At 70.0% G+C, this 14514-nt stretch carries 12 protein-coding genes; 11 read left to right on the top strand and 1 reads right to left on the bottom strand.

Annotated features, from left to right (window positions below):
- Positions 1-72 precede the first annotated feature (72 nt).
- The 11 genes from ACTMTF_RS07745 (at position 73) to ACTMTF_RS07695 (ending at position 13770) form a co-directional block, all read left to right on the top strand.
- Positions 73-717 carry a TetR/AcrR family transcriptional regulator gene (locus ACTMTF_RS07745; RefSeq protein ID WP_441109941.1) on the top strand — a complete coding sequence of 215 codons (645 nt, stop codon included), beginning with the start codon at positions 73-75 and terminating at the stop codon, positions 715-717.
- Between the two features lie 205 nt (positions 718-922).
- The gene (locus ACTMTF_RS07740; RefSeq protein ID WP_397012660.1) at positions 923-2239 is read left to right on the top strand and encodes an MFS transporter; all 1317 of its coding nucleotides are present in this window, start codon (positions 923-925) and stop codon (positions 2237-2239) included.
- A complete protein-coding gene (locus ACTMTF_RS07735) occupies positions 2236-2988 on the top strand; it encodes an alpha/beta fold hydrolase (RefSeq protein WP_441109940.1) in 753 nt (250 codons plus the stop codon). Before ACTMTF_RS07740 ends, ACTMTF_RS07735 begins: the two co-directional genes overlap by 4 nt.
- The gene (locus ACTMTF_RS07730) at positions 2985-4610 is read left to right on the top strand and encodes an FAD-dependent monooxygenase (protein WP_441109939.1); all 1626 of its coding nucleotides are present in this window, start codon (positions 2985-2987) and stop codon (positions 4608-4610) included. Before ACTMTF_RS07735 ends, ACTMTF_RS07730 begins: the two co-directional genes overlap by 4 nt.
- Positions 4611-4629: 19 nt before the next feature.
- Positions 4630-6732 carry a hydantoinase/oxoprolinase family protein gene (locus ACTMTF_RS07725; protein ID WP_441109938.1) on the top strand — a complete coding sequence of 701 codons (2103 nt, stop codon included), beginning with the start codon at positions 4630-4632 and terminating at the stop codon, positions 6730-6732.
- An 11-nt stretch (positions 6733-6743) separates the two neighbouring features.
- Positions 6744-9077: a hydantoinase B/oxoprolinase family protein gene (locus ACTMTF_RS07720; RefSeq protein WP_441109937.1), complete on the top strand. Its 2334-nt coding sequence runs from the start codon at positions 6744-6746 to the stop codon at positions 9075-9077.
- A 135-nt stretch (positions 9078-9212) separates the two neighbouring features.
- The gene (locus ACTMTF_RS07715; protein WP_441109936.1) at positions 9213-9770 is read left to right on the top strand and encodes a hypothetical protein; all 558 of its coding nucleotides are present in this window, start codon (positions 9213-9215) and stop codon (positions 9768-9770) included.
- A 1-nt stretch (position 9771) separates the two neighbouring features.
- Positions 9772-11211 carry a dihydrolipoyl dehydrogenase family protein gene (locus ACTMTF_RS07710; protein WP_441109935.1) on the top strand — a complete coding sequence of 480 codons (1440 nt, stop codon included), beginning with the start codon at positions 9772-9774 and terminating at the stop codon, positions 11209-11211.
- A 111-nt stretch (positions 11212-11322) separates the two neighbouring features.
- Positions 11323-12135, top strand: coding sequence for an alpha/beta fold hydrolase (locus tag ACTMTF_RS07705; RefSeq protein ID WP_441109934.1), 813 nt, complete (start codon positions 11323-11325; stop codon positions 12133-12135).
- A 4-nt stretch (positions 12136-12139) separates the two neighbouring features.
- Complete coding sequence (locus ACTMTF_RS07700) at positions 12140-13009, top strand: VOC family protein (RefSeq protein WP_441109933.1); 870 nt, start codon at positions 12140-12142, stop codon at positions 13007-13009.
- The gene (locus tag ACTMTF_RS07695; protein WP_441109932.1) at positions 13006-13770 is read left to right on the top strand and encodes a 3-hydroxybutyrate dehydrogenase; all 765 of its coding nucleotides are present in this window, start codon (positions 13006-13008) and stop codon (positions 13768-13770) included. The genes ACTMTF_RS07700 and ACTMTF_RS07695 overlap by 4 nt, the downstream gene beginning before the upstream one ends.
- 326 nt (positions 13771-14096) lie before the next feature.
- Here ACTMTF_RS07695 and ACTMTF_RS07690 read toward each other — a convergent pair whose 3' ends face one another.
- Positions 14097-14510: a MarR family winged helix-turn-helix transcriptional regulator gene (locus ACTMTF_RS07690; RefSeq protein WP_441109931.1), complete on the bottom strand. Its 414-nt coding sequence runs from the start codon at positions 14508-14510 to the stop codon at positions 14097-14099.
- Positions 14511-14514 lie beyond the last annotated feature (4 nt).

The following is a 14514-nucleotide window of genomic DNA, read 5'->3' as shown; positions in this document are numbered from 1 at the left end:
GGCTGATGTGAACCATCGGCCCGACCGCCGCGACAGGATCATGCGGCGCCGGGACTGACCTATCATGGCCGCATGGTGAGGGATTCCGGCTCCACGCCGACCGCTGCCGGCTTGACCAGCCGTGAGGCCATCCTGAACGTGGCTCGCACCCTCATCGGCGAAAAAGGGTACGACGGCATGGCCATCTCGGACCTGTGCACGCAGTCCGGGCTGCCGCCCAGCTCGATCTACTACCACTTCGGAAACAAGCTCGGCATCCTGGCGGCGCTCCTTGAGCGCACCTTCGAGGAGCTGCACGCCTTGTTCCCGAATCCGTCCTCGTTCGACGACCTGGCGCCGCTGGAGCGGCTTGAGGCGTGGTTCTCGGCGGCGTGCAGCGCCCTCGACCGGCGGCCCGACTATCTTCGCCTTCTGGTCGCCATCAGTGTCGGCCCGCAGAAGGATTCCGAGGCGGTCCGGCAGACCGTGCGTCGCATCCGCGACTACGCCCACGCGTCCTGGGTGGACGCGCTCACCCCGATCTTCGCGCCGGACGGCGGCGAGGACGACAAAGCTCTCGTCGAGCGGCTGGCCGTCCTCGGGCGAGCTTTGACCGACGGCCTTTCGGTGGCCGAGAGCTTCGACGACATGTCCTACAGCTCGCAGGTCCGCCCGTTCGTCTCCCTGATCTGTGGCTTGGCGGAGCACCGCGGCATCGTGGGAGAGCCGAAACGCTGAAGGCGGTCGCCGCTTCGCAGTCCGCATCTTGGCTGTAGCCAATACGTCTCGACATCTATAGAGTGAACGCTACATACAAAGCATGGAGCGCCCAGTAACCGGCGCGCGCCCCGCGCCGGTTCGGGGCTCTCTCGGGGGCCTGACCGATCGTCGCAACGAAGCGAGGTTTCCCTTGAATGTTCTCGAGCAGGTCAAGAACTCACCCATGAGTCGCGCCCAGATCAGGGCGGTCGCCCTGTGCCTCCTGATCAACCTGATCGACGGGTTCGACCTCCTGGTCACCTCGTTCGTCGGGCCGGCGATCACCCGCGAATGGAGCCTGTCTCCGTCCGGGGTGGGCGTGCTGCTCAGCGGCGGACTGGCCGGCATGGCCATCGGCGCGCTCTTCCTAGCTCCACTCGCCGACCGCGTCGGGCGCCGCCGGCTCAGTCTCGGCTGTCTCGCCCTGGCCGCGCTGGGCATGCTCGCCGCGGCCGTTTCGCAGGACTTCGGCCAGCTTCTCGCCTGTCGGCTGGTGACGGGCGCGGCGGTGGGGGCGATGGCGGCCAGCTTGCCGGTGCTCACCTCCGAGTACGCGAACAACCGGCGCCGGGGGCTCGTCGTCGCGCTGATCACCACCGGTTACGGCCTGGGCTCTGTCATCGCCGGCATCGCCTCCAGCCTCCTGCTGGGCTCGTTCGGCTGGCGGTCGGTCTTCGTGTTCGGCTGCATCGCCACGGCGATCCTGTTCGCCGTCGGACTGCGCTTCCTGCCCGAATCGATGGACTACCTCGTCGCACGCCGCCCCCCTCAGGCGCTGGACAGGTTCAACCGGATTCTCGTCTCGATGGGCCGCGCCCCCGTCGAGGACCTGCCCGCGTCGGCGTCGACGTCGCGCAAGGTGGCGTTCGATTCGATACTCCGCGGGAGCAACGCCGTCCGGACGGTGCTGGTCTGGGTGGCGTTCACCGCGGCGCAGTTGATGTTCTACTTCGCGAGTTCGTGGACGCCCAGCCTGCTGTTGCAGGCGGGCATGTCCAACCAGCAGGGCATCAGCGGCGGGGTTCTGCTGAGCCTCGGCGGTGTCACGGGCGCGGCCTTGCTGGGTGTCCTGGCGTCGCGGATCGAACCGCGGCGGCTGACCGCGGCCTATTTCTTCCTCGGCGCCCTCATGCTCATCCTCTTCTCCGTGTCGCTCGGCATGCTGGCCGGCGCACTGGTCGTGGCGGTGCTCGTCGGACTGTTCCTCAACGGCACGGTAGCCGGGATCAACGTCATCGTGCCGAGCATGTATCCGGCCGAAGCCCGCGCGACGGCTCTCGGCCTGGCTGTGGCCGTGAGCAGGCTCGGTGCCGTGCTGGCACCGCTGCTCGCCGGCTTCCTGCTGCAAGCCGGCTGGGCCCCGGGATCGATGTTCCTGGTCTTCGCGATTCCGGGCGTGATCGGCGGTGCCGCGTTGATCCTCCTCGTCCGGTTCGGGCGTGCGTCCCGGAGCTCTTCGACCGAACCCAGAGCCGTCGAAGGCGCGGCGGCCGAAGCATGAAGCCCGCTCTCGTGCTGCTTCACGGTGGCGGGCCGGGCGTGGACGCCGCGAGCAACTGGGCGGCGGTGCGCTCCGGACTCGCGGCTGAGTTCCGCTGCCTCGCCCCTGACCTGCTCGGCTTCGGCACGCGGATCACCGGCGCGGGGACGGCCGGCCTCAGGGGGCCGCTAGCCTGGGCGCACGCCCGTGCCCGGCAGATCCTCACCGTGCTCGATCGCCACGGCCTGGGACGCGCGCACGTCGTCGGAAACTCGGCCGCGGGCGGTGCCGCGGCGCTGGCGCTCCTGGCCATGGCGCCTGACCGGATCGGGCGCGCCGTTCTCATGGGCGGCGCGGGCACCGGACCGCCGCCTCGTGCCGTTCCCTTCTACGACGAGCCGACGGAGGAGTCGATGCGCGCCACTCTGGGTCGTCTGGTCGCCGACGAGAGCGTCCACCGCGAGCTCCTCGACGACCTGGCCGGTGTCCGGCTGGAGCGGGCCCTGCGGCCCGGCGCCGAGGAGGCCTTCCGATCGATGTTCGCCCACGTCGTCGACGGGCCGCCCCCCGTCGACCCGACCGAGATCGTCAACCCGGTCCTCGCCCTGCACGGGGAGCGCGATCGGGTCTCACCGATCGAGGTCTCCGAGCGGCTCGCCGAGGCCCTGCCCCACGGCCGCCTGAAGGTGGTGGCGGGGGCCGGGCACTGGATCCACGTCGATCGGCCGGATGAGTTCCGCCGCCTGGTAGGGGAGTTCCTGAACGCATGACACAGCAAACCAGCGAGGACCGAGTCGGCGTCCTGGTCGTCGGCGCCGGCCCCACCGGCCTGACCCTCGCCATCGACCTCGCCCGGCGGGGGGTGGCGTGCCATGTCGTGGAGGCGACCGAAGAGCGAGGCGTCAATCCCCGGTGCAACACCACCTCCGCCCGGTCGATGGAGATCTTCCGACGGCTCGGGCTCGCCGACGACATCCGGCGGGCCGGCCTGCCCGAGGACCACCCCACCTCGATCCAGTACCGGACGACCCTGCGGGGCGAGGAGATCTTCCGCATCGACCTCCCCTCGGCGGGCGACGTGCTGGCCGGTGTCGGCAGGGACGGCTGGCCCACACCGGAGCCGCAGCACCGGATCTCGCAGCTGTTCCTGGAACCCATCCTGGAGCAGCACGCGAACAGGCTCCCCGGGCTGACCCTCGAACGCGGCACCCGGCTGGTGGAGTTGCGGCAGCACGAGGACCATGTCGAGGCGGTCGTGGAGACCGAGGGCGCCCGTCGCACCCTCCACTGCGCCTACGTCGTCGGCTGCGACGGGGCCCACAGCGCCGTCCGCCGGCAGCTGGGCATCCGCTACGAAGGCGTCGACGCGATCCAGCGGTTCGTGTCGACCTTCGTCCGCTCACCCGAGCTCGGGCGGCTGGCCGCACGGGACCGGGCCTGGACATACTGGACCTACGGCCGCCGACTCGCCTCGTTGATCGCCATCGACGGGGACTCGTTGTGGCTCAACCACGTCGCCTTCGCGCCCGGCCACGACACCGAGGGCGAGGATCCCGAACAGCTCCTGCGCGAAGCCGTGGGCGGCCCCGTCGAGCACGAGGTGCTCGGCGTGGTGCGCTGGACCGGCCGCCGGCTGGTCGCCCAGCGCTACCACGACGGCCGGGTGTTCCTGGCCGGAGACGCCGCCCACATCTGGATCCCCGTCGGGGGATTCGGCATGAACGCCGGCATCCAGGACGCGGCGACGCTGGCCTGGATGCTCGCGGCGGTCTGCCACGGCTGGGCGCCACCGGACCTGCTGACCGCGTACGAACGGGAGCGCAAGCCGGTGGGGGAGCAGTTCGCCCAGGCGGTGGGATCGGCCGCGCGCAAGTCCCTCGCGGACGTCTCGCCGGACATCCACCTGTCCGGCCCGGCCGGTGAGCGGGCTCGCGCCGAGCTCGCCGAGCGGCTCGCGGTCACGGAGCCGCACCGGTACTCACCCGACGGCTTCAGCTTCGGCTACCACTACGCGGGCTCCCCCCTCGTCGTCGGCGGAGAGGACCAGGCCGCCATCACCATGGGCGGTTACCGGGACCGGGCGCAGGCCGGTTTCCGGCTGCCCCACGTCTGGCTGGCGGACGGCCGCTCGGTGTTCGACGTGCTCGGGCCCGACTTCACCCTGGTGCGGACCGACCCGGACGTCAGCGTGACGCCCTGGGTCGTGGCGGCTCGTGAGCTCGGGATCCCCCTCGCCGTGGTCGACCTGCCGGCGAACCACACCGACCGCTATCCGGCCGCGTTCCTGCTCGTACGCCCGGACCAGCACGTCGCCTGGATGGGCGGATCGGACGCTCGCCCCCACGAGCTCCTGCACACAGTCACCGGGCGCGTCCCCGCCCGCCAGCGGTAAAGAACACCAGGAGAACCACATGCCATACGCACTGGGCATCGATGTGGGCGGCACGTTCACCGACGCCGTCGCCTCCGACGGGGCCGGCCGCATCGTGTCGGCCAAGACGCCGACGACCCCGCCGAACCGCGAGGTCGGCGTCATGCGCGCGATCGAGGAGCTCGCGGAGGCGCTGGGCATCGGCGTCGGCGAGCTGCTCTCGCAGACCGACTACATCGCCCACGGCACGACCGCGTCGATCAACGCCCTCGTCCAGGGGGAGGTGGCCGATGTCGGGCTGATCGCCACCAAGGGCCACCGGGACTCGATCTACATCATGAACGCCGAGGGCCGCACCCTCGGCCGGTCGGCCCACGAGATCCAGGACACGCTCCGGCAACGCAAGCCCGCGCCGCTGATCCCGAAGTACCGGGCGCTCGAAGTGACCGAGCGCATCGACTACGCCGGGAAGGTTCTGGTCCCCCTGGACGAGGACGAGGTCCGCCGAGTCACGCGGTCCCTCGTGGACCAGGGGGTCGAGGCGATCGCCGTCTGCCTGCTGTGGTCGTTCAAGAACGGGGCCCACGAGCGGCGCGTCCGCGAGCTCATCCACGAGATCGCGCCGGACATGTACGTCACGCTGTCCTCGGAGGTCAGCCCGCGCATCCGCGAGTTCGCCCGGACCTCCACGACGATCATGAACGCCCAGATAGGGCCGCGGCTGCGCACCTACCTGCTCCCGCTGCAGAAGCAGCTGGAGGAAGGCGGGCTCAAGGGGCCCCTGCTGGTCATGCAGAGCGAGGGCGGCACCATCACGGCCGACCGGGCTCCGGAGCACGCCATCACCACGGTCGGGTCCGTCCTGTCCGGCGGCGTCATCGGCGGGATGCGCCTGGCCGAGCAGCTCGGGCACCGCAACGTCATCACCACCGACGTCGGCGGCACGACGTTCCTGGCGGGGTTGGTCGTCGACGGGGAGCCGGTCATGGCGGCGGGTTCCATCGTGAACCAGTTCCCGATCAACGCCGCGACGATCCGGGTGCACACCATCGGTTCCGGCGGTGGGGCTCTCGCGTCGGTGGACGCCGGCGGCAACCTGCGGCTCGGCCCGCAGAGCGCCGAGGCCGTCCCCGGCCCTGCCTGCTACGGCAACGGCGGCACGCGCCCCACGAACACCGACGCCAACCTGGTCCTCGGAATCCTGAGCGAGCGCGGCCTGCTCGGCGGCCGCAAGCCGCTCCGCCTGGACCTGGCGAGGGAAGCCATCCGCGAGCACGTGGCCGAGCCGCTCGGCCTCACCGTCGAGCAAGCCGCGATCGCCATCCACGAGGTGCAGAACGCGCAGGCGGGAGACCTTCTCCGCCGCGCTGTCGTGCAGGCCGGCTACGACTCCCGCGACTTCGTCGCCTACGCGTTCGGCGGTGCCGGACCGGCCCACTGCGCCGGTTACTGCCAGGACCTGGGCGTGAGCGAGGTCGTCGTGCCGCTCGGTCCCGTCGCGTCCGCCTTCTCGGCCTACGGGCTCGCGGCCTCGGACGTCGTGCTGAGCGCGGAGCTCTCCGATCCGTCCTCGTTCCCGGTCGACCACACAGTGCTCGAGTCCCACTTCGCCCGGCTCGAAGCCGACCTGCAGCGTGCGCTCGACCGGCAGAAGGTGAAGTTCCACGACGTGACGCTGCAGCGCGAGGTGGACCTGCGTTATTCGATGCAGGTCACCGAGCTCGCGACGGCCGTCCCGGACGAGAAGTTCACCGAGCGCACCGGCGACGAGATCCTCGAACGCTTCGAGGAGCAGTACGAGCGCATCAACGGCAGCGGTGCCGGATACCGCGAGGCCGGCGTGCAGGCGATCACCTACCGGGTGCGGGTCAAGGCGGGCCTCGGCTTCCCGGTCGTGCTGCCGGATATCCCGGAGGCCGCCGGCCCGGACCCCGCGGCAGCCCTCCTCGGCGAACGCTCCGTCTGCCTCGACTCGCAGATCGGCTTCGTGCCGACCCCCGTCTACGACTATGCCCGGCTGCGCGCGGGCCACGAGCTCGCCGGACCGGCGATCGTCGAGGTGCCGACCACGGTCGTCGTGGTCCCCGCCGGGGTCACCGGCCGCGTCGACCGCCTCGGCAACCTCGTGCTGAGCTACCAGTGAGGACAGTTCCCATGACTTCAAGGATTCCCGGGGCGGACGAGTTCACCAGCCGTCCCCTTCCCCGCGAGGAGCTGCTGCGGCAGATCTCGCCGGCCCTGCCGCTGCACCAGGTCGACGATGAGCAGGCGGAACAGGTCGCCGCCCTGACCTACGAGGTCGTCCGGCACCGGCTCTGGGCGATCACCCAGGAGATGGGGGAGACGCTGCGGCGGATGTCGGGCTCGCACGTCGTCACCGAGTCCAACGACTTCAACTTCTCCATCTGCGACGAGCTCGGTGAGCAGGTCCAGGTCGGCACCTACAACGTCGGCCTCATCGGCTCGATGGACCTGGCCATCGTCTGGACGCTGCGCAACCGCAGCGACAATCCCGGCATCACCGAGGGCGACATGTTCCTGTGCAACGACCCGTGGATCGGCGGCGGGCTGCACCAGAACGACGCCGCGATCCTGGCGCCGATCTTCCACGAGGGCAAGCTGTTCGGCTGGACGACGGCCATCGCCCACCAGATCGACCTGGGCGGGCCGCGGCCGGGCTCCTTCAGCCCGTCGGCGCAGGACGTGTTCGGCGAGGCGGTCCCGACGCCGCCTCTGAAGGTCGTCCGCGGGGGAGTGCTGCAGCGCGACGTCGCCGACGCCTGGGTCCGGCGCTCGCGGCTCCCGCACCTGGTGGGGCTAGACCTCCGGGCCAAGATCGCCGCCAACAAGAACGCGGCGGAGCAGATCCTCCGGCTCATCGCCAAGTACGGCGCCGACACCGTCAAGGTCGTGATGCGCCGGATGATGGACGACGCCGAACGCCGGCTGCGAGCCAAGCTCACGAACCTGCCCGACGGCACCTGGACCGCCGTCGGCTACCAGGAGCAGTCGCAGACCGGCGACCGCGGCCTGCACGCGATCAAGGTCGCGATGACCAAGGAGGCCGACCGGCTCGTCTTCGACTTCCGCGGGACCGCCGAGCAGACCGGCATCATCAACTGCCCCTACCCGGGGCTGCGGGCCGGGATCGTCTTCACGATGCTGCCCCTGCTGGCCGGGGACATCCCGTGGGCGGCGGGCGGGCTGATGCGCTGCTTCGAGATCATCACCGACGAGGACACCATCACCAACGCGTCGTTCCCGGCCGCGGTCGGCAAGGGACCGTTCGGGCCGGCGTGGGGAGCGGGCAACCTGGTCGCCGAGGTGCTCGCCAAGATGCTGGACGCCGAACCCAGCCACCGCGGCGACGTGCAGTCGATCTGCAACGGCACCACCGACCTTTGCGTGGTGTCCGGTGTCGATGTGCGCGGCGGCGGCAGCAAGGGCTTCGTGTCACCGGTGTTCGACGTCATGGCCGGTGGCTACGGGGCCCAGGTGTACCACGACGGCGTCGACACCGGCGGCCGGCTCATCATCCCCTCCGCGCGGGCACCGGATGTCGAGATGACCGAGTACCTCTACCCCCTCGTCGCCCTGTGGCGCCGCGAGCAGATCGACTCCGGCGGGCCCGGCCGGCAGCGGGGCGGGATGAGCGGCTCGGTCTGCTACGTCCAGCACCCGGACCAGAAGGGAACGATGTCCCTGATCGTCTCCGGGACCGGCAAGGTCGCGAACCAGAACGTCGGACTGGCCGGCGGTCATCCGGGCAACTCCCAGCTCGATCTGGTGGTGCGCGGCGTCAACGATCCCCAGCTCGCCCAGGCGACCGCCATCCCCGGCGACCTGGGCGAGCTCGGCGGGGACATCGAGGTCCTGCCCTGCGAGGGCGAGTCGGATCTCGGCCCCGGTGACGCCCTCTACCTGCACTGGCAGGCGGGCGGCGGGTACGGCGACCCCCTGCTGCGTACCGCCGGGAGCGTGCGCGAAGACGTGCGGCAGGCCCGCGTGTCGGCGGCGGCCGCGAGGGACGTCTACGGCGTCGTGCTCCGCGAGGACGGTGACGTGGACGCGACCGCGACCGGCGAGACCCGCGAGGAGCTGCGGCGCCGGCGCGCTGCCGGGGCCGGCCTGCCCGAGGCGTCGCTCAAACCGATCGGCGCGCTGGATCCCGACGGGCTGGTTCTCGACGGGGCGCGCCGTCTCGACGACAACCTCGCCGTCCTGGAATCGCCGGATGGCGGGACCGTCGTGTGTCTGCATTGCGGCACCCGGATCGGGCCGCTCGCCGGCAGTGCGTTCGTCGCGGCGCTGGCACGTCGCGACGGAGCCCCGACGGAAGCGGGACCGCACATCTGGCACGACCCGTCCGAGTACGTCGACGCGGAGATCGTCTTCCGGCAGCTGTACTGCCCCGGCTGCCTGACCGCGGTCCACTCCCGCGTCGTCCCCGTCGACCACCCCCTTCCTGCCGACGACTACCGGAGCTGACGCCGGCAAGATAGGTAGAACGTTCTGTCTTGACGGTTCGGGTCAACGTTGCCATACTTGCTCAAGATAGAACGTTCGGTCTCATCTCATTGAGGAAGCCGACGTCCCGTACACCTCACTCTTGAGAGGATCATCGTGACCACCGTTGACTCACCCGCCGCCGGCGGGATCGCGCCGGCTCTGCGTCGGCTGTACTTCGTGCGGTTCGCGTTCGCCATCGTCTGGGCGGCCTTGCTGGTCGTCACCATGTCGCAGCTCGGGCCGCTCGGTATCGCCCTGGTCGTCCTTTACCCCTTGTTCGACGTCGCCGCGGCGGTCGTGGACGCTCGCTCGTCCCGTGCCACCGGATCGGCTCTCGGACTGTATGTGAACATCGCGGTCAGTCTTCTCGCCGCCGCCGGCCTGGCCATCGCCGCCGCCTCCGGTGTGCCGGCGATCCTGCGGGTGTGGGGCGTCTGGGCGGTCGTTTCCGGAATCGTCCAGCTGATCGTGGGTGTCGGCCGTCGCAAGATGGGCGGCCAGTGGCCGATGATCCTCAGTGGCGGCATCTCCGTGCTGGCCGGGGGGTCGTTCTTCCTGGGGGCCGCCGCGCCGAATCCCATGCTGACCAACATCGCCGGCTACGCCGTCCTCGGTGGCGTCTTCTTCCTCGTCTCTGCACTGCGCCTCGGCCGCGCCGCCAAGGGGAACTGACATGGACACCACGACGTACGACGTCATCGTCATCGGCGCGGGCCCGGTCGGGGAGAACGTCGCCGACCGGGTGGTACAGGGCGGTTTGAGCGCTGCCATCGTCGAGCGGGAGCTGGTCGGAGGCGAGTGCTCCTACTGGGCCTGCATGCCGACCAAGGCGTTGCTGCGGAGCGCGGCGGCGCTCCGGGCGGCCCGCCAGGTGCCCGGCGCGCGTGAGGCCGTGACCGGCGACCTGGACGTGGCCGCCGTCCTCAGCCGTCGCGACTCCTTCGCCTCGCACTGGAAGGACGACGGGCAGGTCGCCTGGCTGGAGCAGGTGGGGATCCCGCTGTTCCGCGGACAAGGGCGGATCACGTCCGCCCGGACCGTCGAGGTGACCGGCGAGAACGCCGTCAGGACGTCACTGACCGCGCGGCACGCGGTCGTCATCGCGACCGGAAGCGGCGCGCTGGTCCCGGACCTCCCCGGACTGCGCGAGGCGGCGCCGTGGACGAGCCGTGAGGCGGTCGCCGCGGACGCGGTTCCCCGCAGGCTCGCCATCATCGGCGGTGGCGTGGTGGCGTCGGAGATGGCGACCGCGTTCGCCGCTCTCGGCGCCTCGGTGACGATGCTGGCTCGTGACGGTGTGCTGCCACTCGCGGAGCCGTTCGCCGGCGAGCGGGTCATCGAGTCGTTACGGGACGCGGGTGTCTCCGTCCGTCTCGGCGCGGAGGCCGGATCCGTGCAGCGCGACGACGACGGCACCGTACACGTCACGCTCACCGACGGCGGGCAGATCGAAGCCGACGAACTCCTCGTCGCGATCGGCCGCACACCCAACACCCAGGACATCGGCCTGGACCACGTCGGCTTGACGCCGGGCGCCTGGCTCACGGTCGACGACACGATGCGGGTCGTCGGGGAGGACGGCGCGCCGATCGGTGACGAGTGGCTCTATGCCGCCGGGGACGTGAACCGGCGCGTGCTGCTCACTCACCAGGGCAAGTACCAGGCTCGTGCCGTGGGGGACGTCATCGTGGCGCGCGCGAAGGGCGAAGCGGTCGAGGACGGCCGGTGGGGCCGGCACGCGGCGACGGCCGACGAGCGCGCGGTGCCTCAGGTGGTCTTCACCGAGCCGGAGATCGCCTCGGTGGGACTGACCGCCGCGGCCGCCGAGGCCGCCGGACTGCGGATCCGGGTCGTCGACCACGACCTGGGCGCCATCGCCGGCGCCGTCCTGCAGGCCGAGGGATACCGGGGCGACGCCCGAATGGTCGTCGACGAGGACCGGAAGGTGATCGTCGGCTTCACGCTGGCCGGCCCGGACGTCGCGGAGCTGCTGCACGCGGCGACGATCGCCGTGGTCGGCGAGATTCCGCTGGACCGGCTGTGGCACGCGGTCCCGGCTTATCCCACCGTCAGCGAGGTCTGGCTACGGCTGCTGGAAGCCTACGGCCGCTGACGCGTCCGGCGGGCGTCCGCGTTCGCGCCCCTGGCCTGCTTGAAAGACCTTGATAACGCCGCCGACCACTGTATAGTGAGCGTTACATACACAGAATGGGGCGTCAGAGTGATGAGCACGTTGGATGTCGGGGACGGGCAGGTGGCCTACACCGACGTCGGTTCGGGCAGCCCGGTCGTGTGGCTGCACGGCTCGGGGCCGGGGGCCACAGGCATGAGCAACTTCGGCGGCAACCTGCCGGCCTTCGAGGACTACCGCAACATCGTGGTGGACCTCCCCGGCTGGGGAAGCTCGCCGCGGCCCGCGACGGACGAGCCGCTGATCTTCCACGCGGCGGAACGTGTGCGCCGCGCGATGACGGCTCTCGGGATCGAACGCGCCCACCTGGTGGGGAACTCCTACGGGGGCGCCGTCGCGATGCGCATGGCGATGCGTCATCCCGACCGCGTGGACCGGCTCGTTCTCATGGCCCCGGGTGGAGTCCTCCCGGCGGACGCGCCGCCGTGGCCGATCGGGCTTGACCGCCTCTTCGCCTATATGGCGGCCGAGAAGCCCTCGCGCGACGCGATGGCCGAGTTCGTGCGGCTGATGGTGTACGACGAGACGCTGGCGACCGAGGCCCTCATCGACGAGCGGTACGAGTCGAGCCTCAGGGCCCACCCCGAATTGCCGATTCCGCCGAACTTCGGCGACCTGACCCCCGACCTGGCTCTCATCGCCGCCCCCACGCTGCTCGTCTGGGGGCGGGAGGACCAGACCGTGCCGCTGACCTGGGCGTCCAAGATCCTTGAGGGCATACCCGACGCGGAGCTCCGCGTGCTGCCTCGCTGCCGGCACTGGGTGCAGTACGAGCGTGCACCTGAGTTCAACCACATTGTTCGCGAGTTTCTGCAGGGCGGAGCAGCCGCCGCATCGGAGGGATGACACCGTGGGTATCCGCAAGCTGGGTTACGTCGGACTCAACGTCACAGACGTCGATGCTTGGACAGACCTGCTCGAACGAACACTGGGAATCGGTGTCACCACGGCGAAATTCGGCACGGACGAAGTCGCCCTGGCCGCACTTGACGAGTATAAGTACCGTGTGGCTCTTTACCCGTCCACCCAGGACAGCCCGCACGAGCTGGGCTGGATCGTCGATTCACCGCACGAGCTCGACAGGCTCAGCCGGCGGCTGACGGACGCCGGATTCACCGTCGAGGACGGCACCCCGGAAGAGCTGGAACTGCGCGGCGCCACCCGGCTCCGCTGGTTCACCGACCCGGTCGGTTACCGCGTGGAGCTGGCGATCGGCGAAGCCAAGGCGCGCCCCGGTGACAGGCCTCCGCATGGCTCCCCGCACGGCGCCACCGGCCTCGGCCACTTCGTCCTGGCCGGCCCGAAGCTCGACGAACTCCGTGAACTGTACGAGTCCGTGCTGGAGTTCAAACTGACCGATTACCGTGCGCCCGGCCTGTTCTTCTTCCGCTGCAATGCGACCCACCACAGCATCGCGCTCGCGAAAGCGGAAACGCCGTCGATCCACCACCTTGAATTCGAGCACGGCTCGATCGACGACGTCGGGCGAGCCTACGACCGGGCCAAGTCCAACGGCGTGCCGATTTCGATCAGCCTCGGCCGGCACATGAACGACAAGGCGATCTCGTTCTACGTGCGGAATCCCAGCGGGTTCCACCTGGAGATCGGCTGCGGGGGGATCGACGTGGGCGAGGACTGGACGCCGCACGACTTCGGCGTCTCGGACGTCTGGGGACACCACCACGCCGACGCCAATCCGTTCGCTTCGCCGAAGTCATGACGACCACGCTCTCGGGCCCTGACCTCTCCGGCCGCCGCGCCGTCGTGACCGGCGCGGCGAGTGGCATCGGCGCGGCCGTGGCGACAAGGCTGGCGGGGCTGGGCGCTCATGTCGTGGTGTGCGACATCGATGCCGAGGGTGCGGCACGGACGGCTGAGCGGATCGGCGGTGAGACTCTGGTGCTCGACCTGAGCCGGACCGCCGGTCTGGCCGAGTTGACGCTGGAAGCGGACATCCTGGTGAACAATGCCGGTGTCCAGCACGTCGCCCCCATCGACGAGTTCGATCCTGAGCAGTTCGCGTTCATGCTGCGGCTGATGTTGGAGGCGCCGTTCCTGCTCAGTCGTGCCGTGCTTCCCCGCATGTACGAGCGCGGCTGGGGACGGATCATCCACATCGCCAGCGTCCATGGTCTGCGGGCCAGTGCTTACAAGTCCGCGTACGTCAGTGCCAAGCATGGTCTTCTGGGACTCTCGAAGGTCATCGCGCTGGAGGGCGCGGCCAAGGGCGTCACCAGCAATTGCGTCTGCCCCGGTTATGTGCGGACCCCGTTGGTCGAGAAGCAACTGGCGGACCAGGCGCTGGTTCACGGGCTGAGCGCCGACCGGGTGATCTCGGACGTACTGCTGGCGCGATCGGCGGTGAAACGCCTGATAGAGCCGGACGAGGTCGCCGGCGTGGTGGGGTTCCTGTGCTCACCGGAGGCGATGTCCATCACCGGCACCGAGCTGACGGTGGACGGCGGCTGGAGCGCTTCCTGACAGCAGCTCCGGTCAGGTCGTCTGACCTCTCAAGGAGGCGGTGCACACAGAGTGCACCGCCTCTTTGAGTTCGCGGAGCATGCTCGCCGTCAACCGGTCGAGCTGAGTAGTGCGGAGATGTCGCCGTGGCTGCGTTACGCGCCGAGTGCGCGGTCCGGGGGCGTTTGACATCGTTGGTAATACCAACCAATATGGAGATTGTTGGTATTGTAAATCATTCCAGTCGGAGGCGACTCCGCAGCGATGGTGATCATTGCGGTTTCGCGGTCGGTGCCGGTGGGTGAGCGACGGTCTCGTCCACCCCTGATCCAAGGAGGAATCCTCATTCAGCCGGGGGAGTGCATGACGGCGTGCAGCAGTTGGACGAGTCGGTCGCGGTCCTGCGGGTTGAGCCGATCCGTCGCGGGTGCGAGTGCGTGTCGGACCTCGACGTACACCTGCTCCGCCAGCTCCTGGCCGGCGCGGGTGAGGAACACGTCGACGACGCGGCGGTCTTGGGGGTCTTTGCCCCTGGCCACCAGCCCTCGGCGTTCGGCGCGGTCGATGAGGCCCGACAGGGTCGATTTGTCCAGGCCGAGGAACGCGGCGAGCTCGGTCATGCGCGGGCGGCGGTCGCGGAGGATGCCCAGAACCCGCAGCTGGGTGAGTGAGAGGTCGCGCTCGGCTCCGATGCGGGTGAGCACGCTCGCCACCTGGAAGGTGTTGCGGACGAGGGCATCCACGAGGGCGTCGGAAGTCATGTGC

Origin of the sequence: Nonomuraea sp. ZG12 (assembly GCF_052068115.1) — a bacterium.
In the GTDB taxonomy this organism is placed as follows: domain Bacteria; phylum Actinomycetota; class Actinomycetes; order Streptosporangiales; family Streptosporangiaceae; genus Nonomuraea.
The sequence above is the reverse complement of the archived record's forward strand: the minus strand, read 5'-3'. Positions and strand labels throughout refer to the sequence as shown.